This window comes from Pseudomonas nitroreducens TX1 (assembly GCF_000313755.1).
GTDB classification, from domain to species: Bacteria; Pseudomonadota; Gammaproteobacteria; order Pseudomonadales; family Pseudomonadaceae; genus Pseudomonas; species Pseudomonas nitroreducens_A.
This window is the reverse complement of the sequence record NZ_AMZB01000117.1, coordinates 69,216-92,484: the sequence shown is the minus strand read 5'-3', so window position 1 is coordinate 92,484 and position 23,269 is coordinate 69,216. Positions and strand designations below refer to the sequence as shown.

20 protein-coding genes, 1 tRNA gene and 1 pseudogene are annotated in these 23,269 nt (G+C 63.3%); 13 read left to right on the top strand and 9 right to left on the bottom strand.

The genetic code is table 11. From position 1 onward, the window contains the following. The first annotated feature begins 32 nt into the window (after positions 1-32). From C167_RS0116765 to C167_RS0116740, 6 genes are all read left to right on the top strand, one after another. The gene (locus C167_RS0116765; RefSeq protein ID WP_017519442.1) at positions 33-1,109 is read left to right on the top strand and encodes a DUF2157 domain-containing protein; all 1,077 of its coding nucleotides are present in this window, start codon (positions 33-35) and stop codon (positions 1,107-1,109) included. Next, the gene (locus C167_RS0116760) at positions 1,106-1,936 is read left to right on the top strand and encodes a DUF4824 family protein (RefSeq protein WP_017519441.1); all 831 of its coding nucleotides are present in this window, start codon (positions 1,106-1,108) and stop codon (positions 1,934-1,936) included. Before C167_RS0116765 ends, C167_RS0116760 begins: the two co-directional genes overlap by 4 nt. Positions 1,937-2,032: 96 nt before the next feature. Further along, entirely contained in the window at positions 2,033-2,248 is a 216-nt protein-coding gene (locus tag C167_RS0116755; RefSeq protein WP_026079115.1) for a cysteine-rich CWC family protein, read from the top strand. After that, positions 2,248-2,943, top strand: coding sequence for a pseudouridine synthase (locus tag C167_RS0116750; RefSeq protein ID WP_017519439.1), 696 nt, complete (start codon positions 2,248-2,250; stop codon positions 2,941-2,943). The genes C167_RS0116755 and C167_RS0116750 overlap by 1 nt, the downstream gene beginning before the upstream one ends. 207 nt (positions 2,944-3,150) lie before the next feature. Further along, on the top strand, positions 3,151-4,203 hold the full coding sequence (locus C167_RS0116745) for a L,D-transpeptidase (RefSeq protein WP_017519438.1): 1,053 nt from the start codon (positions 3,151-3,153) through the stop codon (positions 4,201-4,203). Positions 4,204-4,579: 376 nt separating this feature from the next. Beyond that, positions 4,580-5,326: a murein L,D-transpeptidase catalytic domain family protein gene (locus C167_RS0116740; RefSeq protein WP_017519437.1), complete on the top strand. Its 747-nt coding sequence runs from the start codon at positions 4,580-4,582 to the stop codon at positions 5,324-5,326. 68 nt (positions 5,327-5,394) lie between these two features. Here the strand turns inward: C167_RS0116740 and C167_RS0116735 are convergent, their stop codons facing one another. Together C167_RS0116735 and C167_RS0116730 are read right to left on the bottom strand one after the other, a co-directional pair. Further along, the gene (locus tag C167_RS0116735) at positions 5,395-8,268 is read right to left on the bottom strand and encodes an HD domain-containing phosphohydrolase (RefSeq protein WP_017519436.1); all 2,874 of its coding nucleotides are present in this window, start codon (positions 8,266-8,268) and stop codon (positions 5,395-5,397) included. A gap of 3 nt (positions 8,269-8,271) precedes the next feature. Then, positions 8,272-9,105 carry a substrate-binding periplasmic protein gene (locus C167_RS0116730; protein WP_017519435.1) on the bottom strand — a complete coding sequence of 278 codons (834 nt, stop codon included), beginning with the start codon at positions 9,103-9,105 and terminating at the stop codon, positions 8,272-8,274. A 499-nt stretch (positions 9,106-9,604) separates the two neighbouring features. On the opposite strand from C167_RS0116730, the gene C167_RS0116725 reads away from it, so the two are divergent. The 3 genes from C167_RS0116725 to C167_RS0116715 all read left to right on the top strand — a co-directional run bounded on the left by C167_RS0116725 (position 9,605) and on the right by C167_RS0116715 (position 12,683). Beyond that, positions 9,605-10,498, top strand: coding sequence for an alpha/beta fold hydrolase (locus tag C167_RS0116725; protein ID WP_017519434.1), 894 nt, complete (start codon positions 9,605-9,607; stop codon positions 10,496-10,498). Positions 10,499-10,650: 152 nt separating this feature from the next. Beyond that, positions 10,651-10,724 (top strand) — tRNA-Gly (locus tag C167_RS0116720). 114 nt (positions 10,725-10,838) lie between these two features. Then, the gene (locus C167_RS0116715) at positions 10,839-12,683 is read left to right on the top strand and encodes a sensor domain-containing diguanylate cyclase (protein ID WP_017519433.1); all 1,845 of its coding nucleotides are present in this window, start codon (positions 10,839-10,841) and stop codon (positions 12,681-12,683) included. 31 nt (positions 12,684-12,714) lie between these two features. Here C167_RS0116715 and C167_RS32655 read toward each other — a convergent pair whose 3' ends face one another. From C167_RS32655 to C167_RS0116700, 3 genes are all read right to left on the bottom strand, one after another. Beyond that, positions 12,715-13,386, bottom strand: a complete 672-nt coding sequence (locus C167_RS32655; protein WP_017519432.1) for a DUF4410 domain-containing protein — start codon at positions 13,384-13,386, stop codon at positions 12,715-12,717. Positions 13,387-13,474: 88 nt separating this feature from the next. Continuing rightward, positions 13,475-14,695, bottom strand: a complete 1,221-nt coding sequence (locus tag C167_RS0116705) for a cytochrome c biogenesis protein DipZ (protein ID WP_017519431.1) — start codon at positions 14,693-14,695, stop codon at positions 13,475-13,477. Between the two features lie 94 nt (positions 14,696-14,789). Beyond that, positions 14,790-15,062 (bottom strand): DUF2790 domain-containing protein, encoded by a 273-nt coding sequence (locus tag C167_RS0116700; protein WP_017519430.1) that lies wholly within the window; start codon positions 15,060-15,062, stop codon positions 14,790-14,792. A gap of 225 nt (positions 15,063-15,287) precedes the next feature. Between C167_RS0116700 and C167_RS0116695 the strand changes: the two genes are divergently transcribed. The 4 genes from C167_RS0116695 (at position 15,288) to C167_RS0116680 (ending at position 18,684) form a co-directional block, all read left to right on the top strand. Then, positions 15,288-16,028 (top strand): response regulator, encoded by a 741-nt coding sequence (locus C167_RS0116695; RefSeq protein WP_017519429.1) that lies wholly within the window; start codon positions 15,288-15,290, stop codon positions 16,026-16,028. After that, entirely contained in the window at positions 16,025-17,335 is a 1,311-nt protein-coding gene (locus tag C167_RS0116690; protein ID WP_017519428.1) for a sensor histidine kinase, read from the top strand. Before C167_RS0116695 ends, C167_RS0116690 begins: the two co-directional genes overlap by 4 nt. A gap of 127 nt (positions 17,336-17,462) precedes the next feature. Continuing rightward, complete coding sequence (locus tag C167_RS0116685; protein WP_017519427.1) at positions 17,463-18,101, top strand: hypothetical protein; 639 nt, start codon at positions 17,463-17,465, stop codon at positions 18,099-18,101. A 79-nt stretch (positions 18,102-18,180) separates the two neighbouring features. Then, complete coding sequence (locus tag C167_RS0116680; RefSeq protein ID WP_017519426.1) at positions 18,181-18,684, top strand: DoxX family protein; 504 nt, start codon at positions 18,181-18,183, stop codon at positions 18,682-18,684. A 24-nt stretch (positions 18,685-18,708) separates the two neighbouring features. On the opposite strand, the gene C167_RS0116675 is transcribed toward C167_RS0116680, so the two are convergent. The 4 genes and pseudogenes from C167_RS0116675 to moeB all read right to left on the bottom strand — a co-directional run bounded on the left by C167_RS0116675 (position 18,709) and on the right by moeB (position 23,266). Next, entirely contained in the window at positions 18,709-19,434 is a 726-nt protein-coding gene (locus C167_RS0116675; RefSeq protein ID WP_017519425.1) for an alanyl-tRNA editing protein, read from the bottom strand. 4 nt (positions 19,435-19,438) lie between these two features. Next, positions 19,439-20,425: a serine O-acetyltransferase gene (locus C167_RS0116670; protein WP_017519424.1), complete on the bottom strand. Its 987-nt coding sequence runs from the start codon at positions 20,423-20,425 to the stop codon at positions 19,439-19,441. 20 nt (positions 20,426-20,445) lie between these two features. Further along, entirely contained in the window at positions 20,446-21,360 is a 915-nt protein-coding gene (locus C167_RS0116665; RefSeq protein WP_017519423.1) for a PLP-dependent cysteine synthase family protein, read from the bottom strand. A 12-nt stretch (positions 21,361-21,372) separates the two neighbouring features. Then, a pseudogene (gene moeB / locus C167_RS0116660) lies at positions 21,373-23,266 on the bottom strand (molybdopterin-synthase adenylyltransferase MoeB). Positions 23,267-23,269 lie beyond the last annotated feature (3 nt).

Genomic DNA, 23,269 nt, shown 5'->3' with positions numbered 1-23,269 from the left:
AGTTCCAGCATCACCCGCCGCAAGGACCGGTCATGCCCGACCTCAGCCACCAGCAGGCGCAGCATCGCGTCAACGATATCCTGGCCTTCGACCGCGAATTGCGACGCCTGCAGGACGAAGGTGCTCTCGTCCTCGACGCCGCTCAGCGCGACCGCCTGCACGACCACCAGCAACGCCTGCTCGCCGACTACCGTGCGCGCTTCGATATCGACCGCGACAGCCAGGACCATCGCCTTTCCCTGGGCATGCGCATCGCCTCCTTCCTCGGCGCGCTGGCCCTGGCCGCCAGCCTGTTCTTCCTGTTCTACCAGTTCTGGGGCCTGTTCGCGGAAACCGCCCAGGTATTCACCCTCATCGCCGCCTCCCTGATCAGCCTGCTGCTGACGCTCTTTCTGCAACGCCGCGACGCCTCCGGCTACTTCGCCAAGCTCGGCGCCATGCTGGCCTTCGCCTGCTTTGTGCTGAACGTCGTGATGGTCGGGCAGATCTTCAACATCACGCCGTCCGACAAAGCCCTGCTGCCCTGGGCCGCCTACGCCCTGCTGCTCGCCTACACCTGCAATGCACGCTTGCTGCTGGCAGCCGCGCTGATCTGCGTGATGGGCTACGTCGCCGCGCGGGTCGGTACCTGGAGTGGCGTGTACTGGCTGGACGTGGGCGAGCGCCCGGAAAACTTCTTCCCCGCCTCACTGCTGATCTTCCTCGTCCCCTCGTTCCTAGTGCAGACCCGCTTCGACGGCTTCGCCGCGATCTACCGGATATTCGGTCTGCTCGGCCTGTTCCTGCCAATGCTGGTGCTGGCCAACTGGGGCAGCGGCAGCTACCTGGCAATGGCCTCCGCCAAGGTGGAGAGTCTCTACCAGGTACTGGGCTTCATCGCCTCGGCGCTGGTCATCTGGCTCGGCGCGCGGCGCGAGTGGCCGGAGGTGGTGAACAGCGGGCTGACCTTCTTCGTGATCTTCCTCTACACCAAGTTCTTCGACTGGTGGTGGCAGGTGATGCCCAAGTACCTGTTCTTCCTCGTGCTGGGCCTGTGCGCGGTGCTGATCCTGCTGGTGCTGCGCCGGCTGCGTCGGGCCCACGGCCTGCTGGGAGGAGCTTCGTCATGAACTGGACACGCACCCATGCCCTGGCCGGCGGTGTCGGGCTGATCCTGCTCGTCAACGCCGTAGCCCTGGGCGGCGCCGCCTGGAACCGCTCCGGCGAGCCCGACAGCCTGTTGCCCCTGAGCCAGCGTGAACTGCTGCGCAACAGCTCCTGGCACAACGAGAACAGCGGGCTGAGCCTGCGCTTGCACTGGCGCACCCCGACGCGGGACGAAAGCACGCGGCACAACCGTGGCTGGCTGCCGGCCATTGATGCGCAGAAGATGGAGAAGCTCGGCTTCACCATGCCCGCTCAGGTGGACGACGACAGTGCGCCGCGCTTCGGCCGCCAGCAATCGCGCGACGCCCTGCTGGTGCTGGAACTTGACGGCCCGCTGTACCAGCGCGAAGTGCAACTGACGCGCAAGCGCCTCGAAGAAGCCCGCCTAGCAGCCGATGCCGCGCCACAGAACGCGCGCCTGGCGGACGAACGCGACTTCATCCGCCGCGAACTGGACAGCGAAGAGAAGACCGATACGCGTCTGCTGCTCAAGGACGTCGGCCTGGACCTGCAAGCGCTGCGCGCCCAGTACCCCGACCGCCAGCGCTACCTGATCGTGCACGGCCGCGTGCGGCCGATCTCCAACTACTACCAGCACGTCTGGACACTCGGCGGCACAGCCAGCGCCATCGGCACCGACAGCATCAACGTCCCTCACCTGTGGCGGGAGCGTCTCGACCGCGCGCTCTCGCGGCCCGTCCGCGCCGATGGAACCGCCCAGCCATACGTGGCCGAGGTCGCCTTCGGTCGCCGCCTCGAGCCCTGGATAGAAGGCATCCGGATTCCCTGACCGGTACCCGCCGCGCCGATCCGAATCCGCTTGCACGATGCGGGTCGGCGCTGCACCCTGTGCGCCCGCATCACCCATCTTCCGCCCTGCCCGGCCATGAACGACTTCCGCCCCGATCCCAGCCGCTGCCCGCTTTGCGGTCAGTCCAACCGTTGCACCCAGGCCGACCCGGCGCTGGAGGGCCAGAGCTGCTGGTGCTTCAGCACGCCCATCGACCGCGAGGCGCTGCAGCGTATCCCGACGGAGCTGGTCGACCGCGCCTGCCTGTGCCCACGCTGCGCAACGGGGCTGAAGGACGCCGGGAACAACTGATGCGTCTGGACCGCTTCATCGCCAACCAGCCTCACCTCAACCGCCAGCAAGCCCGCCAATTGCTAGCCGAGGGTCGTCTGCGCGTAGACGGCCAAGTGGCGCGCGATGGTCGCCAGGAGGTACGGGTGTTCTCTCGCGTGGAGCTGGACGATGACGTGCTGCAGGCCGGCAAGCCGGCGCGCTACTTCATGCTGCACAAGCCCGCGGGCTGTGTCAGCGCCACCTGCGACGCCGAGCACCGCACCGTGCTCGACCTGCTGGACGAGCCGGACAAGCAGGAGCTGCATATCGGCGGCCGCCTGGACTACAACACCACCGGCCTGCTACTGATCACCAACGACGGACAATGGTCGCGGCGCATGACGCTGCCAGGGCGCAAGCTGCCCAAGGTTTATTACGTCGAGACCCAGGCCCCGATCGAGGAGCGCTACATCGAAACCTTCGAGCAGGGCCTGTACTTCGCCTTCGAAGACCTCACCACCCTGCCCGCTCAACTGGAAATCCTCGGCCCGCACGCCGCGCGCCTGACCCTGCACGAAGGCCGCTACCATCAGGTCAAGCGCATGTTCGGCCACTTCCAGAACAAGGTGACGCGACTGCATCGCGAGAGCATGGGCAGCCTCCAGCTCGATCCGGCGCTGCAACCGGGTGAATACCGCGCACTGACCCCACAGGAAATTGCCGAGCTCGGCTGATCTGCACCGTGTAGGAGCGAGCTTGCTCGCGAACAATCTTGCCGGCGAGCACGGCGTCCGGGCGGTTCGCGAGCAAGCTCGCTCCTGCATACCGTGCTCCGTCAAACGTTCCGAAAAGCCTTACGCAAACCGTTCAGCCCGGCGGTTTGCAGCCGCTGTCACCGCTTGGCTAAGCTCCCTGCCATGCCCGCGATCCAAGGAAAGGTAATGAAGAAACTGTCGGTTGCCCTGCTGATCGCCCTGAGCGCCAGCGTCGCCTTTGCCAATCCGAGCAAGCCCTCACCGCTCTCGGACCTGCAGGCAGCGCTAAAGACACTCAAGCCCGGCCAGTTCCTCTGGTACCCGGAAATCTCCCCGGCGGGTCCGGTCACCCTGGTGGTCAGCCTGACCGAACAGCGCGCCTACGTGTACCGCAACGGCATTGCCATCGGCGTAGCCACGGTGAGTACCGGCAAGAAGGGCAAGGAAACCCCCACTGGCGTGTTCTCCATACTGCAGAAGAAGGTCGAGTACCACTCCGACCTCTACAACAGCGCGCCCATGCCCTACATGCAGCGCCTGACCTGGGACGGCATCGCCCTGCACGCCGGCAACCTGCCCGGCTACCCGGCCTCCCACGGTTGCATCCGCCTGCCCATGGCCTTTGCCAAGAAGCTCTACGAAGTCACCGGTTTCAGCACCACCACGGTGATCATCTCCGATGCCAAGAGCTCGCCCGTCGAGGTCTACCACCCCGGCCTGCTCGCCCCCATAGTCAGCGACGGCCGCCCTGCCGGCCCGCATGACGACAGCGGCATGGTGGTGCCCTTCTGGAGCGATCCGGGCGCCGAAAAGGGCCCGGTATCCGTGCTGGTCAGCCGCGCCGACCGCCGCCTCTACGTCTACCGCGGCGGGCTGCAGATCGGCACCGCGCCGGTCGCCTTCGAGCACCCGGAAGAAAAGACCGGCGTCGCCGCCTTCTCCCTCATGGAAAAACCGACCCAGGCCGAGATCGACAGCGAAAACCCCAACCTGCGCTGGACCAGCGTTCAGGTCAGCGACCCGCAGCGCGGCCTGTCTCCGGCCGAGCAACTGGGCAAGTTCAGCCTGGACCGCGAATTCCTGCGCAACCTGCTGGCCAGCATGGACGTGGGCAGCACCCTGGTGATCACCGACCTGCCGTCCACCCGCGACATGCGTAGCAACCCGGACTTCACCGTGATCACCACCAACGACCGCAAGGCCGAGCAGAAGCCGGTCAAGAACCAGAGCGTGCAGTGACGCGATGGTCCGTAGCGCCAGCCACGAGCTCCGGATTTCCCCTACAGCGTCTTCATCGTTCCCCTCCACTCGTCCTTTTCTGCCACCGGCAAACTGCCGCCACTCACCCACGGACAGACGGCCTCAAGGCCGCCGTGCGGGCAGCCGAAGAATCTCGAAACACAAAGAGTCAAGACGCCTGTCCGAGGTGGGCTTTTTCGCCTTCCTCCACCCCAGGTCCGGCGCTGCGCGGCGCTTTACCGCATGGAAAAGTTCGTAAATACCGACAGGCGGAACCATACTTGATCAAAAAACAACCACATCATCGATCAAAAATCGCGCACAATGCGGCGTTTCCCAGAAAAAACCATATCGATTCAACGGGAATGTTGTATTCATGCTGACTTTCTTGAAGTTACGGGGGTTCTTCCGGATTTCGCTCGCCAGTGCCGCGCTTTTCGCGATCGGTAGCTGGCAAAGCGTGTCCGCCGCCCGCCTGCCCACGGCCGAGGAGCTGCACCGCCTCGCGCCCGCGACCAACACCGAAACCCTGCGCCTGGCGCTCAGCGCGCTGCAGTGCGCCAGCACCCAACTCGGCGGCCAGAACCGACTGCTGACGGTGATCGATTATTCCAAGCCATCGCGCGACAAGCGCCTCTGGGTCTTCGATCTGAAGCAGCGCAAGCTGCTCTTCGAGGAATGGGTCGCCCACGGCAAGAAGAGTGGCGATGACATGGCCACCTCCTTCTCCAACCGCCCGGAAAGCTACCAGTCCTCCATCGGCCTCTACCAGACCGGCCAGACCTATAGCGGCAAGCACGGGCGCTCCCTGCGCCTGCTGGGCCTGGAGCCCGGCTTCAACGACAACAGCGAAGAACGCGCCATCGTCATGCACGCCGCCGCCTACGCCGACCCCAAGGTCGTCTCCGGTCTCGGCCGCCTGGGCCGCAGCCTGGGCTGCCCGGCGGTGCGCCCGCAGGTGGCGCAGCAACTGATCGACACGGTGAAGAACGGCAGCTACGTGTTCGCCTACTACCCGCAGCAGGACTACCTCAAGACCTCCCAGTTCCTCGCCGGGCAGAGCTGCACCGTGGCAAAGAATCCGCAGATCAACCGCTACGCCACCAACCTCGCCAAGCGCTGATCTCGCCCCACAAACGCAAACCGCCGGCTGATGCCGGCGGTTTGCGTTTCAGCAGGCCGCAGGAAGGACTACGCCTTTACCCCATCGAGTATTTCCAGGATCGCGCGCACATCCACGGCGTCCATCTGCTCCGGGTGGAGGAAGCGCTCGCCGTATTCCTTGTACACCCCCTGACTGATGAACAGGCGGAACAGGTCGGCGTCGATGTGCTGGTCGCGGGCCATGAAGGCGAGGATCTTCAGCGACTCGGACAGCGTCTTCGGCGCCTTGTAGGGGCGGTCGGCAGCAGTCAGCGCCTCGAAGATATCGGCGATGGCCATTACCCGTTCCGGGATGCTCATCTGCTCGCGGGAGAGTTTGCGCGGATAGCCGGTGCCATCCATCTTCTCGTGGTGGTTGGCCGCGATGGTCGGCACGCGCCGCAGATGGCGCGGCAGCGGCAGCGTGGTGAGCATCATCAGCGTCTGCACGATGTGCTCGTTGATCTTGAAGCGCTCTTCGTCGTTCAGCGTGCCGCGGCGGATGCCCAGGTTGTACAGCTCGCCATAGTTGCTCGCGTAGGGCGGCAGGCGCATGTCGAAACCCCAGATGTTGCGCGGGTCGTCCTTCACCACCGGCGGCTTGCGCTCGCCCCACATCACCCGGTGTTCAGGCTTGTCGGACAGCAAGAATTCCTCCGCCGGCAGAGGCCGTTCGGGTCGGCCCTGAAGCCGCTCGGCCTCGTCGTGGGAGATGCCCAGGCGGTCATCGAAATAGCGCAGCCAGCGGCGTTCGCCGATCTGCTTGAGGCGCTCGATGTCCTCGTCCTTCATGAACTCGCCGCCAACGTTGGCCTGGGCGACGAAGGCGTAATCATCGCGCAGTGATTCATGCAGCGCATCGCGGCGCGCAGCGAGCAGGCCGATGTCGTTGCCCTCGGCGATGCCGCGCCAGTAGTCCAGCTCGATGTCGCGCCAGATCACCTCGAAACGGGTGCGCACCTCGTGCAGGCGGTTGTACAGGGTCTCCAGCTTGGTCGCCTTGTCCACCACATACTCGGGGCTGGTGATCTTGCCGCAGTCGTGCAGCCAGGCCGCGATCTGGAATTCGTAGCGCTCGGCATCGCTCATGGTGAAGCTGGCGTACTCGCCATCGTGCGAGTCGATGACCTTCTGCAGCAGCAGGTCGGCCAGCTGCGGCACGCGCTCGCAGTGTCCGCCGGTGTAGGGGCTCTTGGCGTCGATGGCGTCGGCCAGCAGCTTGATGATGGCGTCCAGCAGGCGCTGCTGGGCTTCGATCAGCTGGCGGGTCTCGATGGCCACGGCGGCGGCGCCGGAGAGCTCCTCGACGAAGCGCTTGAACGGCTTGCGCGGCTGCTGGCTGTGCGCGCCCTCCTCGGCCAGTTGCAGCACCAGGATACCCAGCAGCTCGTCCGAGCGGTTGCGCAGGGAAACCTCCAGGTACTGCCCGCGATTGGCCAGCGCCAGGTCCACCCGCTCGGCCAGCTCCGTCTCGGTGAATCCTTCGATAAGCATGGATTGCGGGTACTGCTCACCGTTCACCGAGCAGGCCAGGCGCAAGCGGCATTCCTCGTCGTCCAGCAGGTAGACTGCCCCGCCCATCACGCCAGTGGCTTCGACCAGACGCGACAGTACGCCCTCGAGCATGCTTTCCAGGCGCGTCTCACGGCTGAGGGTCAAGGTGATCGCCTGGAAGTTGTGGATGGTGCGCGACATGCTCCCCATCACACTGCTCAGGTCGCGAACCTCGGCGATCTTCGACTCCACCCCTACCGGCCGGGCGAAATCGAAGGCCGCCAGGGCGCCGACCTGATCGGCCAGCGCGGTCAGCGGCCGTGCGATGCGCCGGCCGATGTACCAGCCGATCAGCAACAGCACGATCAACAGGGTGCCGCTCCACAGCGCCTGGTTGAACAGCAATCGCCGCGCGCCGGCCAGCAGTTCGACGGCCGGGATGGCGATCAGCACCTTTACCTCATTGCTGGTGAAGTTCGACAGCGGCACCCAGATGCCGTACCAGTCCTGGCCCGTCACCCGATAGGACACCGGCGTCCCCGCGGGCACCGCTTCGGCGTAGAGCTGGCTCAGGCTCGGCACCTCCAACTCGGCGAGGGTGGCCAGGCGTAGCTCCTTGCCTTCATGGATCATCAGCTTGGTCAGGTCCGGATAGGCGATCACCGTGCCCTTGCCGTCCACCACCGCCAGCTCGGTCTTGGGCGTCTGCCGGAGGTCGCCCATCTCCCCGCCCAGGTCGTTGACCGAGGCATCCATGCCGATCACCGCGGCGCCGTCGACGCTGCGGTGCGCCAGCGTGAGGCCGATCTCGCGCGTGGTGAAGAACACGTAGGGCTGGGTCAGCACCGTCTTGCTGGTAAGACGCGCCTCGTTGTACCAGGGCCGCTGACGGGGGTCGTAGTTGTAGTCGGGGCGCTCCTGCACGCGCAGCAGGCGCAGCTCGCTGTCATAGAAACGCCATTCGCCGAGCAGCCCGCCCTGGCCATTGAGCGTCTGGCTCTGCACCAGGTACTTGGCCGCATCCGGCGCCTGCAGCGCGCGTCGCACCTCCGGCACGCGCAGCGCGCGTATCAGCAGGAACTCGCCGTTCGGGTAGCCGATGTACACCGCGCTCAAGGTGCGGTTCGCGCGCAGGTTCTCCACCAGCATGGGCAGTCGATCCAGGCGCGCCGGCAGATTGTCGGTCTGCGAGATGGGGTCATGGGTCAGCAGGCGCAGCGTGCTTTCCGCCGGGTCGATCAGGCGGCGAATACGTTCGTTGATGGTCGCGCCCAACTGGCTGGCCGATTCACCTGCGGCAGTCACCAACGCGCCTTCCACACCGCGGTATCCCTGGATCAGCAACGCGCCCGCCAGCACCAGCATGCTGGCAATGATGGCCCCGGCAACCAGCAGTTGCAGCGGAATACCCCGTTCGAATGCCTTCATCCTTTACCAGCCTCTGTCCGTGGAGCTGTAGCGATATCCGCTGTCGAGCAGTCCTTCCGCCACTGGCGGCGGTGCATTCTTGCGCATGATTCGAGCCAGTGTGCCGTCCAGCCACAAGGTCTCCATCAGGCGCAACCACTCGGCGCTCTGCGCCGGGGTGAAATGCTTGCGCGAGAGCATCAGGTTGTGGGGAGTCGCCGGGCCGGGTATCACATCTACCACATGAAAGCGTTGCCGTTGACGACGATCGCTTACCGCCCCTTCCAGATTCATTTCGTGGCCGATCACGCCCTCTACGTCGCCGTTGAGCAGCGCACTGAAACGGGTCGCATCATCCGTGTACTCCACCACCCGGCCTTCGGCGCGGAGGATGCGCAGCATGCCGTCGATGAACGCGCCGTGGCGATATCCGGCAATCACCCCGATGCGTGCGCCGGGCATGTCGTGGAAGGCCTCCAGGCTGTCCGTCTCGCCCAGGTCGTCGCGCACGATCAGCTTGTTGCGCATGTACAGATAGGGCAGCAAGTAAGTGTAGGTGCGCCGCTGTGGCGTAGCGACGCCGCTGGTGCCCATCTGCAGCCCGCCGCTCTGTAACTGGCTCCAGATTTCATCTCGCGCGCGAATGGACGTCTCGAACTGGCAGCCGGTGCGCTTGCCCAGCTCAGCGATCAGGTCCGGATCGATGCCCACGTCATCGTGGAAGAACACCACGTTGCGGGTGTACGCGACGGTGATCGGCTGCTCGCAGCCATAGCGATCCTCGGCCATGGCTGCCGCACACAGCCAGGCGGCCGGCGCCAGGACCAGCGAGGTAAGGAACCTTTGGTGAAGTGCCATGAACCCGCTCCGCACGCGGTATCGGCCTCAGGGGAGCACGGCGAGATCGCTCGTCTTCGGCAGGGGCGTTACAGCTATCACAAGAGTGTAATCCGGCTTCACCAAAGCGCCGGATAATCGCAAGGAGAAATGTCATTTCGTCGGATTTCCGCAAAACGATGTGACTCAAGCGCCCAGTGACGGTTGCGGCGAACGGACCACCCTGCTTAACTCTGGCTCAAGCGTGACCGCTGAGTCACGCAGCGCAACCAACAATGATTTTTTCGCGGCAGCCATTCCCCAGCCGCACCTTCCCCGCCTGATCAAGAGCCCGAATCCGCGCCTTCAACGGTACCGGAAGTTCTGCCTTTTGATGTCTTAACCAGTTGAAAATTAAGAGTTTATTAACTTTCGTCGAGTGACATGAAGCTGTCACGCCAAGACGCTTTCCTCTGCCTGGGTACTTTCTTCGCATCCGATCTTGGGTGCGCACCATGACCTGCGTCTGGAGGAATACGACATGAGGCCGGAAACCGCCGTCGTCGAGATTCAGCAACACCGGGTACACACGGAGTTTCACGCCAACAGGGAAGCGCGCCAGACCATCATCCTGGTCAATGGCTCGCTGGCGACCACCGCCTCCTTCGCGCAAACGGTGAAATACCTGCAACCGCACTTCAACGTGGTCTGCTACGACCAGCCGTATGCCGGCCGGTCCAAGGCCCACAACGACTGCCGCGAGTTCATCACCAAGGAATACGAGGCGCAGCTGCTGCTCGGCCTGATCGAGCACTACCGCGCCGACGTGGTGATGTCCTTCTCCTGGGGCGGCGTCGCCACCCTGCTGGCCCTGGCAGAACGCCCGGCGCGGATCCAGAAGGCAGTGATCAACTCCTTCTCGCCGCTGCTCAATGCCTCGATGCTCGACTACCTGCACCGCGGCCTGGACTACCTGTCCGCCTGCGACCGCACCAACGTCGGCAACCTGGTGAACGACACCATCGGGCAGTACCTGCCGCAGTTGTTCAAGCGCTACAACTTCCGCCACGTCAGCAGCCTCGACGAGCACGAATACCGGCAGATGCACTTCCACATCTGCCAGGTGCTCAAGCTCAGCGCGGACAGCTACATGGAGAAGTTCGCCGCCATCGACATCCCGCTGCTGTTCATGAATGGCGAACTGGACATCTACACCACCCCGGCCGAGGCCAAGTTGTTCCAGCAACTGATCCCCGACTGCGAATTCCGCACCATCCGCAACGCCGGCCACTTCATCGACGTGGAACACAAGAAGGCCTGGCAGGACACCCAGGACGCCCTCCTGGCCTTCCTCCAGCCGCAGCGCCATCCGGTCCTGGCCAATCCCTACCTGCCCAGCAGCCAGGGCGTTCCCATCGCCGCCATGGTGGGCTGATGCAGCCAGCGCACACAGCCGGGGGCCGGCCCCAGACCTTCCGCCCCCGGTCTATCATTGCGCCATCGCGTTCACGAATGCCGCCCACTCGCCCGACCTGAACGCCTGAGGCTTCACTAAGCCTCGCCCTTCTGGTAAAAAGGCACCCCCAAGCGGGCGTCGTATAATGGCATTACCTGAGCTTCCCAAGCTCATGACGAGGGTTCGATTCCCTTCGCCCGCTCCAGAATCCCAAGCAAAAGCCCCCGGCAGCGCGAGTTACCGGGGGCTTTGCGTTTTTGGCGTCGCCAAAGCCTGTCTTGTAAACTCCGTAACACACCTACATTCCCGGACCCGCCGCATGCCCGCCCTCGCCCCGCACCGGCAATCCCTGTCCTGGCTCCTTACCCTCCTCCTTCTATTGATCCGCCCCGCCTGGTCCGGTCAAGTGGTCGACGCAGCCAGCGTCACCCAACAGCCGCTCACGCTGACCACCTATGTTTCCGTCCTCGAAGACCCGACCCGCAACCTGACGCTGGCAGACGTGCAGTCCCCCGAGCAGCAGGCACGCTTCAAGGCCGACCGGCCACCGGGCAGTTCGTTGGCGATGGGCTTCACGCGCTCGGCCTTCTGGTTGAAGTTGCAGCTGAACAACCCGAGCGAAGCCCCGGTGCAGCGCCTGCTGGTGGTGGAGAACCCACGCATTTCCCATGTGCAGGCTAATATCCCGCAGGCGAATGGCAGCTATCGGACGATCAACACCGGCAGCGACGTCCCGCAGAGCAGCAAGGTCTACCCGAACCGCAACTTCGTCTTCCCATTGAACCTGGCGGCGCACGCCGAGCAGGTGCTGTACCTGCGGGTGGAGTCGAGCATCGGCCTGCTGGTGCCGCTGCAGCTATGGCCGGTGAAGGCGTTCCATGCCTACGAGCGTGACGACTACACCGGCAAGGCCTGGTACTTCGGCATCGCCATGGCGATGATCCTGTTCAACCTGATGCTGCTGTTCGCCCTGCGCGACCCGATCTACCTGCTCTATGTGGTGTTCGTGAGCTGCACGGCCGGAGCACTGGCGATCAAGAACGGCCTGGCGCCGGACTGGTCGCTCCTTGGAGAGCCGCTCAACTCCAACGTCATCTACTACTCCGGCGTGTCGCTGGCCCTTGCCGCACTGCTGCAGTTTGCCCACAGGATGATGCAGTTCGAGCGGATTTTGCCGCGCCTGGACCGCGTACTGCGCGCGATGATCGGGCTCTATCTGCTCAGCCTGATCGCCTATGCGTTCGCACTGCCTTCCATGTCACGCGTCGGCATCCTGCTGAACTTCGCGACAGCGGTGATCCTGCTGACTGGCGCTGCCGTCGCCGCCTTCAAGCGCCAGCGCAGTGCGTTCTTCTTTCTGGCCGCCTTCGCCCTGCTGATGCTCGGCGGCGCGATGACTTCGCTGCGAGCCATGGGCATCGTGCCGACCAATCTGTTCACCGTGGACGGTCTGCAGCTTGGCTCGGCGATGGAGATGATCGTGCTGGCCTTCGCCCTCGCCGACCGCTTCAACGTGATGCGTCGGGAGAAGGCGCGAGTGCAGGAGGAGTTGATCCGCGCCCAGCAGCAGCTTGTGGATAACCTGCGCACCGCCGAGCACGAACTGGAGCTACGCGTCGCCGAGCGCACCGATGAGCTGCGAGAGCTGAACCATCAGTTGCAAGCCATGAGCCTGACCGACGCTCTCACCGGCATCGCCAACCGCCGCCGCTTCGACCAGGTGCTGGAACAGGAATGGAGCCATGCGCGCCGCTCGGGCGAGCCATTGGCTCTGGCAGTGGTGGATGTGGACTGGTTCAAGCGCTACAACGACCACTACGGCCACCCGGCCGGCGACGCCTGCCTGCGCGAGATCGCCCAGGCGCTGGCGACGACAGTCAACCGCTCGACCGATCTGGTAGCGCGTTACGGCGGTGAAGAGTTCGTTTTTCTCGCGCCGATGACCGACCTTGCGGGTGTGCGTGGCATGGCGCAGAAGCTGCTGCAGGCGGTGGAAGCGCTAGCGCTGCCCCACGCGCTTTCCCCGTTGGGGCGGGTCAGCGTCAGTATCGGTGTGGCAGCGATGGTGACGGGCCAGGAAGCCTCCGCCGAAATGCTGGTAGCAAGGGCGGATGCGGCGTTGTATGAGGCGAAGAAGCAAGGGCGGAATCAGCTGATGGGCTGAAGGCGGTGCTTCTCAACCCAGCCGGCAGCTCCTACTCACCGCCCTCAACAATCCGCCGGTACTCCTGCTGATACTGCTCATACGGCAGGTTGCGCTGCTGCAGTTCGGCGAGCTTCTCCTCAAGGGAGGCCTGTTCGGCCGCCTTCGATGGTGAGTGCGCGACAGGGTGGGATCGGGCAAGCACACTCGCACCACGTACATCCGCCACAATGGCTTGCGACAACGCTTCCAGTTGCTTGTCGGTCATCGCAGAGAGAATCCCCTCCCAGGCACTGGACGATGTGTCGTAGTTGCGCGAGCCCATGAGCTTGCCGGTCTGCCCATCGAGATATTGCACCTCGGAATTGACCCAGGCATTGCCGACCATCACACCTAGGTTCACCCGTTCACTGGTGGTCAGATAACGGAAGTTCGTGACATTGATCCGGACCAGGATCGCGGGTGCCTGCGTCAGGCGTGTCTCCCCCACCTGCTCCGAGTACTGCATGCCTGCCGCCACAGCCTGGCGCTGCATGGCGTTCATCCAGACGTTACGCAGTACGCCCCATTCGGCATTGTTCTGTACCCGCTCGGTGCCCGTGATGTTGAGGACGATGGCGCCACGCGTGTCGGAATACAGCGCCAGAGGTTCCTCGGCAGACTTTTTCACATGAGCGGAACACCCCGCCAGCAACACCAAGAACAATACAGCGATCAGCTTCATACGACCTCCCTGTCAGCAATGAGCTCATTTTGACATCACTCAGTGGCATAGGGGAAAGGGCGGATATCCCATCCACCCCATTGCTCATTCAAGCCCCAGCCTTCGCCCCATCCCGCTCCTTCAGCAACGCCTGGATCACCTGCTCCTGCTCCTCATACCCGCCCTCGCCAATCGACAGGTGGCGCACGCGCCCCTGAGCGTCGATGAAGTAGTGCGCCGGCCAGTACTGGTTGGCGAAGGCGTTCCAGATGCGGTACTGGTTATCCAGCGCTACGGGGTAGTGGATGTCGTGCCGCTTCACGGCGTCGCGGACGTTCGCGGGAACACGCTCGTACGGGTACTCCGGGGTATGCACGCCGATCACCACCAGGCCCTGGTCCGCATACTTCTTCGCCCAGGCGTTCACGTAGGGCAGGCTGTGCTGGCAATTGATGCAGTCGTAGGTCCAGAAGTCGACCAGCACCACCTTGCCGCGCAGGTCGCGCAGCTTCAGTTCGGGGCTGTTGATCCATTCCACCGCGCCTTGCAGTTCGGGAGCCGGGCCGAGGTCGGGCAGGCGTTCGGCGCCGTGGGCCATGTCGCCGGGCATCAGTTGGCTGATGAGTGCGGGCACGCCGTCGATGACCTTGCGCTCCAGGCTGTTCACCAGCGTGGATGAAGTGCCGGAAGCCAGTTGTGCGCTGGTGCCGCTGGCGATGCCGACCACCGCCAGCAGGGCGAGTACGCCGGTGGCGCGACGCAGGCCTTCGATCACCTCCATGCGCGGACGCAGGTGTTGCATCAGCCGGCGACCGGCGAAGAGCGCGATGCCCAGCACGGTGGCACTACCCAGGCCGTAGGCGAACAGCAGCAGGCTGGTCTGCGCGCTCGGGCCTTGCAGCATGGCGCCGGAGAGAATCAGCCCCAGCACCGGGCCGGCGCAGGGCGCCCACAGCAGGCCGGCAGCGAAACCCAGTACCCACGCGGAAAAACCCGGTGGCATACGCCGGGCTTCGCCATGCAAGCGGTCACCGAGCCACGCCCAGGGCTTGGCCAGAACGTCGCTGAAACGTGGCCAGAGCAGCGCAACGGCGGAAACCGACAGCAGTGCGAGGGCGAAGTACCGCCCCCACTCACTGGCGGCAATCACCCAGTTGCTGGAGACGGTCGCCAGGCTCGCCAGCACGGCGAAGCCGCTGGCCAGGCCGAGCAAGGTCACCCACGGCGACCACGCCGGTCCGCCGGCGCGCTGCAGCAACAAAGGCAGTACGGGAAGAATACAGGGGCTGAGCAGGGTCAGCGCCCCGCCGAGAAAGGCGATGAGCAACATGGGCACCTCGGTGGGCGGTCGGCCCGTGGGCGTTTCAGGAGTGGGCGGCTGGGGATGAACGCCGCGGCCGTCCCTGGCCGCGGCCTACGGGCAATCAACCGCCTTCGTTGCAGTTGGTGGCGAACTTGCGGTAGGCCAGGCTGTGCGGCTGGCCGTGGGAGTCCAGGTAATCCATGCGAGCGTTGACGATGCCGCAGTCGAAGGGCGAGGCCGCTTCTTCCTGGATGGTGATGACCTGCTTCACGTCCAGCTTCTGGCCGTAGTGGTAAGCCTCGGCAGGCTGCGAGTCGGCAGCCTGGGCACCGAAGCTGGCGAAGGCAGCGAGGGCCGCGAAGAGGCAAGCGTTGGCAAGTTGGATGGTTTTCATGGGGGTTCTCCTGTCCTGTGTCGGGTTTGGCCGGCGGGGGCTGTGTGCCTCGCCGTTGGTGCCCATTTCACGCTCAGGAGGTATCGGGCTTGTGTCGCGCAGGGCCCGGGTTTGCGGCGCCGGGTATCGGCGGCGGCTCTGGATACAGTGGAATACAAAGCACGGCAGGCAAGTGCGACGCTGCGCTATAAACTCGCTTCAACCCACTACGAATGAGGCACCGGCATGGACCATGTCGATCACGTACTGATCGTCGACGACGACCGCGAGATTCGCGAGCTGGTCGGCAACTACCTGAAGAAGAACGGCCTGCGCGTGAGCCTGGCGGCGGACGGCCGGCAGATGCGCGCCTTCCTCGATGGCAACAGCGTCGACCTGATCGTCCTCGACATCATGATGCCCGGCGACGACGGCCTGAAGCTGTGCCGCGAGCTGCGCGTGGGCAAGCACAAGTCCACCCCGGTGCTGATGCTCACCGCGCGCAACGACGAGACCGACCGCATCATCGGCCTGGAAATGGGCGCCGACGATTACCTCACCAAACCCTTCTCCGCCCGCGAGCTGCTCGCACGGATCAACGCCGTGCTGCGCCGCACGCGCATGCTGCCGCCCAACCTGCAGGTCAGCGAAGCCAGCCGGCTGATCGGTTTCGGGCGCTGGAAGCTCGACACCACCGCGCGCCACCTGCTGGACGAAGACGGCACCCTGGTCGCCCTGAGTGGCGCCGAGTACCGCCTGCTGCGCGTGTTCGTCGATCACCCGCAACGCGTGCTCAGCCGCGAACAGCTGCTGAACCTCACCCAGGGCCGCGAGGCGGACATCTTCGACCGTTCCATCGACCTGCTGGTCAGCCGCCTGCGCCAGCGCCTGCTGGACGACGCCCGCGAGCCGGCCTACATCAAGACGGTGCGCAGCGAAGGCTACGTCTTCGCCCTGGCCGTCGAACTGCTCGAGCCCAACGAATGAAATCCCTCCTGCACTGGCCACGCACGCTGGCCGCGCGCCTGGCGCTGATATTCCTCGCCGGGCTGGTGTTCGCCTACAGCCTGTCGTTCTGCTCGCAGTTCTACGAGCGCTACCAGAGTGCGCGCAGCATGATGCTGGGCAACCTGGAAACCGACGTCAGCACCGCCGTCGCCCTGCTCGACCGCCTGCCCAGGGACGAGCGCGAGGCCTGGTTGCCGATGGTGCAGCGGCCCAACTATCGCTACCGGTTGGATGGTGGCGACCCCGGCGAACCGATGAACATGGCGCAGGCGCCGATGGCCGCCATGTCCATCGCCGATGTCGTAGGGCCGCGCTATCCGCTGCGCTTCGAGAACATCCCCGGCTCCATCCCGCACTTTCAGGTTCACCTGACACTCAAGGACGGCAGCCCACTGACCATCGACGTGACCCCCAAGGGCGTGCCCGTGGCGCAATGGCTGCCCTGGGTGCTGCTGGTACAGCTCGCGTTGCTGCTGCTGTGCACCTGGCTGGCCGTGCGCCTGGCGATCCGCCCGCTGACGCAACTGGCGCAAGCGGTGGACGATCTTGACCCCGACGCCCCAGCGCCGGAACTGGACGAACGCGGCCCCAGCGAAGTCGCTTATGCCGCCCGCGCCTTCAACGCGCTGCAAGGCCGCATTGGCGCCTACCTCAAGGAGCGCATGCAGCTGCTCGCTGCCATTTCCCATGACCTGCAGACGCCAATCACGCGAATGAAGCTGCGCGTCGAACAGATGGACGACTCCCCCGAGCGCGAGCGCCTGTGGAGCGACCTGGAAGAAATGCAGCATCTGGTCCGCGAGGGCGTTGCCTATGCGCGCAGCATGGACGGCGCCAGCGAGGCGGCGGTGAAGGTCAACCTCGACGCCTTCCTCGACAGCCTCGTCCTTGACTACCAGGACAGCGGCCAGGCCGTGGAATTGCAGGGCAACAGCAATGCCGTACTGGAAACCCGCCCCCACGCGCTGCGCCGGGTGCTCACCAACCTGGTGGACAATGCGCTGAAGTTCGGCGGCTCGGCTCAGGTGGAAGTCGAGCGCGATGCCCAGGGCGTCGTGTGTGTCCGTGTACTCGATGACGGCCCCGGCATCCCCGAGGAAGAACTCACCGAGGTGATGAAACCCTTCTACCGGGTGGAAAGCTCGCGCAACCGCAGTACCGGCGGCACCGGCCTCGGGCTGGCGATCGCCCAGCAACTGAGCCAGGCGCTGGGCGGTACGCTGACGTTGTCCAACCGCACCAGCGGTGGACTCTGCGTGCAGCTGGAACTGCGCCCTGCCAGCTGAGGCTTTGTACAGAGAGATACAAGACGGGCCTCGCCGGACACATCCGGGATAAGGCCCGTCGCCAAGATGGCTCCACGAACAGCGGCGGCACCCCCCCGCCCGCCGCGTTCGCCCAAAGGAGCCCGCCATGAACCGTCCCGCCGAACCTGCCCGCCTGCATGGCTGGCGCCTATTTTCCCTGCTGTCGCTGCTGGTGCTGATCGTCACCGCGATGGCCCTGTGGTCCCAGCCGCAATGGGTGGAAGCGCTACGCAGCGCGATCCGCGTCACCGCGCGAACCTCCTTCGCGCTGTTCCTCGCCACATTCCTCGCCTCGTCCCTGGCGGCGCTGGTGCCAGGCGAGTTCACCCGCGGACTGCTGCGCGAGCGACGCTTCCTCGGGCTGGCCTTCGCCTTTTCCCACGCCGTGCACGCGGTGCTGATCATCCTCTACGTGAAGTTTTACCCCGAGACCTTCTGGAACGGCCGCAGCGTCGCCGCGAACATTCCCGGCTCGGTCGGCTATGTGTTCATCGTCCTGCTGACCATGACCTCCTTCCCCTACGCGGTGAAGCTGCTCGGCGCCCGTGTCTGGAAGGGCCTGCACAGCACCGGCACCTGGGTGATAGCCGGAGTATTCCTCCTGTCCTTCTACAAGCGGCTGCCGATGGGGTCCTGGTACCCGCTGGGCTTCGGCCTGATCTTCAGCGCCATCGCCTTCAAACTCCTCGCCAAGCTCGCCATGCGTCTGCGCCGCAGCGCACGCGCCGCGCTGCCGAACGCCTGATCTCGACGTCTTCCACGTCCGGGCGAACCATCGTCCGGCCGTCTGAGCCTTGTCCATGACTTTACCCAAGAGGTGCACCATGACCCTGCTGACCCTGAACCCGCTCAAGACCGTTTTCGACCAACTCGACCGCCTCGCCGCCTGGGGCTGGGATCTTCCCCTGCGGCTGTTCCTGGCCTGGGAATTCTTCGAATCGGGCCTGGAGAAATGGCACGGCGAGAACTGGTTCGAACAGATCCACGCCAGCTTCCCCTTCCCCTTCAACCACTTCTCTGCCGGTTTCGACTGGCAGGTGTCGATGTGGGCCGAGCTGATCGCGCCGATCCTGCTCCTGCTGGGTCTCGCCACACGCTTCGCCTCGGCCTCGCTGATCGTCGTGACCCTCGTCGCCATCGCCGCGGTGCACTGGCCGGCACAGTGGTCGAGCCTCGCGGAACTCGCCCAGGGCTACTCGATCACCGACCATGGCTTTGGCAACTACAAGCTGCCGCTGATCTACCTGGTGGCGTTGCTGCCGTTGGTGCTGAAGGGGGCGGGAGCGCTTAGCGTGGATGGGCTGGTGCGGCGGTTCAGAAGCCGCTGAATGCCATAGATCGGAAGAGTCGAACTAGGCAAAACGCAGGGTCACGCGCCGATTATGTCGACTCTTCTTCTCTATCCGCTCGCACACCACTAATCCAATCTCACGCGTGTTGCTGACGTGCGTGCCGCCGCAGGGCTGGATATCCAGTCCTGCAATCTCGATCAGCCGCACCCTCCCGTCAAAAGCCGGCGGTGGAATAGAAGTTCGACTCATCGATAGGATGGCCGACAAGTCTCCCTCGGCAACGGATGAAGAGGCAACTGCGAGCTCGCGCGCCACCAACTCATTGAGCTGGTGTGTGAGCGCTTCCCGATCGAGGACCGACTCGGGTAAATCGAAATCCAGTCGCCCCTTGTCGACGGCGATGCTGCAACCCGTTACTGGCGCATCGATGAGGGAGCACAGCACATGCAGGCAAGTGTGCATGCGCATGTGCTGGTAACGTCTCTCCCAGTCAAGACGCCCCAGCAGTTGCACACCTATAGTCAATTCCGCCGTGTTATCTCCGATCTGATGCCAGATGATGGAGCGATCCTGCGGATCACGCTGCACACCCAACACGTCTAGCAGTCTCCCGTCTGGGAGGTGGAAATGCCCCAGATCACAGGGTTGCCCACCGCCAGTCGGATAAAGCAATGTCCTGTCCAGCGCAACACCCAGCTCACCAAGACCGATTACATGCGCACTGAACTCGCGCTCATAGGGGACTCTATCGAACAGCGCATCAGTAGCCAGCATCATGGGTGACATGGATTCAGACTCCAATGCAGATTTCGTGAGGTTGCATCATCGACTTGATCAGTTGCCCCAGCCCTGGCGGATCAAGCAAGGTGACATCGTGATCTGGACTGGAAAGGCGGAGGCTGATCGGAGAGCGCCACTGCATTTCAACAGGCCTGCATGGATGGACACGATACTGGTAGTGATGCTGTCCCGCGGACACCTGCTGAAACACGAGCCAATCGAGCGGGCAGTGATCAGCATCCACAGCCATCAGCGTCCAAGGACCGGGTAGCTCGCCTACCAGATGCACCTGATCCTCTGCCACGAAGGCCCCCACATAGCCACGATAGAGTGAGCAGGCGTCGCGCTGCAGCTGAAGCTGATTCGCCACGCTGACCCGACAATGGGCCGGCACATCGCGAGTAATGACGCAAGCCGGGCTGATGAATACGTTATCGCCCACACTGATGGCGCCAAGGATGCGCGCACCGGCCCCGACCTCCACACGATTCCCCAATGTCGGATGCCGCTTGCCGCAGCAGTTATCCGCAATGCCGGACGCGCCCAAGATCACTCCACTGAGCACATAGCAGTCATCACCAATCTCGCACGTCTCGCCAATGACGGTGCCATAGCCATGATCCAGAACGAATCGTTTTCCAATGCAGGCTGCCGGATGAATCTCGACGCCTGATTGCAGTTTCCCCGCATTGGCCAGCCGATGCGCAATCGATTCGTGCCCGGCGATTCCATCGCACAACCAGACCTCATGCGCAAAGCGATGAAAAAGAATTGCTCTGAACGAGGCATAGGTGTCCAGAATCAGCCCCAGTCGTCCGCTGGAGGCAGGATCCCGATCGGCGTATGCCTGCAAATCTTCTGCAATCTGAAGAACAGCAGTGGACCATACATTTTTCAGGTATGGGATCATTTGGATCCAATCACTGGGGAAAAGCACCTGCTTAATGAGGCCGAACAACCGTTCCTGAAGCTCGACTTGATTAAGTTCTCTTTCCATTCGATTGCGCTCCATGCAGATCACGCCAACTCGGGGAGATAGCTATCCACACAGTCGTAGATCAGCGTCAGTACTCGGGATCCAGTCATCCACTTGTCAGTCATCCGTGAAATCGCAACCAGGTTGGCTGCCGAGGACAATCCAAGGCTCAAGCCATCCTCGCGCATGCTCTTGCGAACTCGATCCAGACAATCTTTTTGAGCAACCTTGATCATTCCGTCGAGTACCCCAAGATTCAGCACTCCCGGAATCAGACCAATCGACAATCCCTGAATCCCGTGCGGCGCGTGCCGATCACTCCGCAGGTCGCATCCCTCCGGCTCCACGCCAAATACTCCCATGACCGGCCACCGCTCCTTGAGCACCTCTCCAAGACCAGTGATGTGTCCTCCGGTGCCTATTCCCGCTACCAGGTAGTCAATGGGCAAGTCACAAAAGTCATGCAGAATTTCCTGTGCGGTCGTACGCCGATGGATGTCCGGATTCGCTGGATTACGCTGCTGATTGAGCATCACATACTCAGGATGCTCGAGTTGCAGCTCCATGGCTCGCTCACCATGGGCGTTGTTACCCCGACGGCTGTCTGCAAGCACAATCTCCGCGCCATAAAGGCGAAGCAGCTTCTGCTTTTCCGGACTGTAGTTGTCAGGGATGACCAGAATTACCCGGTAACCCAGGATGTTCGCGGCGATCGCCAGGCCTATCCCGGTATTGCCGCCACTTGGCTCGATGATGGTCTGCCCATTATCCGGAACCAGAATGCCCTTCTCCTCAGCATCGCGAATCATTGCCAAAGCAATGCGCACCTTGTGGCTACCGCCGGGGTTCATCGACTCCAGCTTGGCGTAGACGTCGAAACCGGTCTCCGCACTGAATGCCGGTAAGCGCACCACCGGTGTATTGCCTATCACGTGTAACAGGGATGGATGAATCATGGCAGCGCGACCTCAGTACATCGGCATATCGGGGTCGACATCACGAGCCCAAGCCTTGATACCCCCCCGCAGAACGCGCACGGCAGTGAACCCTTTGGCCATCAGTGCGATGGCCGCTTGCTCGGCACGAGCGCCTGCGTAACAGATCACGCACCAGGACTGCTGGCGATCCAGCTCGCCCAATCGATTCCGAATGTCGCCCAGAGGGATATTCACCGAGCCATGGAGTTGGCAGACCTCGAGCTCATTAGGCTCGCGCACATCCAGCAACCGCACTTCGCCAGGACGATCCTCAAGTTGGTGGCGCAACTCCACGGACGAGATGAAGAAATCATCCGGCAAGCGGCTGGGTGGCTCGATGGCTGATGCGCAGGACACTACGGCCAACTCCTGCAGTGCTTGATCAGTCCGTAACGGTGAGCAGGTAGGGCATGCCGCTCGGCGGCGGTACCCCACTTCAGAGAATTTCATGGCCAGAGCATCGAATCTCAACAAACGTCCCGACAATGACTGGCCGATACCGAGAATCAGCTTCACCACCTCGGTGGCTTGAATCAGACCAACCACGCCCGGCAGCACACCGATGACTCCACCAGCACTGCAGTTCGGCGAGAGATCCGCCGGCGGCGGCACAGGAAACAGACAGCGATAGCAAGGACCATCCCCGTGATTGAATACGCTGGCTTGACCGTCAAATCGATGCAGCGCGCCATAGATCAGCGGACGGCCGAGCAGGAAACAGGCGTCATTGACGAGATAACGCGTGGCAAAGTTGTCGGTACCGTCCACGACCAGGTCGTAGTTGCCGATCAGTTCCAGAGCATTGTCTGCACTCAAGGAAGTGTCGTAGGCGTTGACCTCGATGTCCGGATTCAGATCCAGCAGCCTGCGCCGCGCCGACTCCACTTTCGCCATACCCACTGAACCGGAACCGTGGACCACCTGCCGCTGCAGGTTGCTCCGTTCAACCCGGTCGAAATCCACCAACCCGAGGGTTCCAACACCGGCCGCCGCCAGGTACAGACTGACCGGCGAACCCAAACCACCAGTACCGATAATCAGCACGCGAGCCTTCTTCAGGCGAAGCTGTCCCTGGCGCCCCACATTAGGCAACGTAATATGCCGGACGTAACGTCGCACTTCGTCGTTGCTCAGCTCATCCAGATCCAGCCCGCCGGAGGTGGCGAGCAGGATTTCCAATTCGGCATCCGCTGCGAGCGGGCTTTCGGCATCCACCAGTTGTCCGTTGGCAGTCAGGAGAAAGTGATCCTTGAATTGATGGTTACCATGGAACAGATGCACGCAGAGTTCCGTATGCCGCTTGCACAGATATTCCACCCTTTCGCGCGCGGTGTTCCCTTCACTCGACAATCGCGCGGACGGCAACCGGGCGACACGGACCAATACCTCTGGAAAAATAACTGCATTCATGACGAGCTCCTTGTTATCCATGAGTTAGCTGATTGGCAAACTCACGACTGCATGTGAAACCGCCGTCGCCCCACTCGAACAATCTGGCGCCCCGTGCACACGCATTGCGCACGTCGATCACCAGATAGGCAACGGAGAAGATCGGCTGGCCCATGAACAGCGCCTTGTCCTCATCCTCCCGACTGAAATAGGCGCCTACATCCGGATGCGAGTGGTAGATGACGGCCACCGGGTTGTTGCCTTTCAGGCTCTGGTTGAGCAGCAGCGTGTCTGTCACCGAGAGGGTGTAGCCGTTGGCAGCAGTACGGCGGTATATCTCCGGTTGGCACCGGTTGAGCTGATCCTGGATATTCGTCCCGAGGTGCACAGTGGCATCTGCGAAAACAAAGCCACAGCACTCTTCGGGATACCTCGTCTCGGCATGGCGATAGATCCGCTGAAGTACCACATCCGTCAGAACATCCTGGCTGTTCATGCC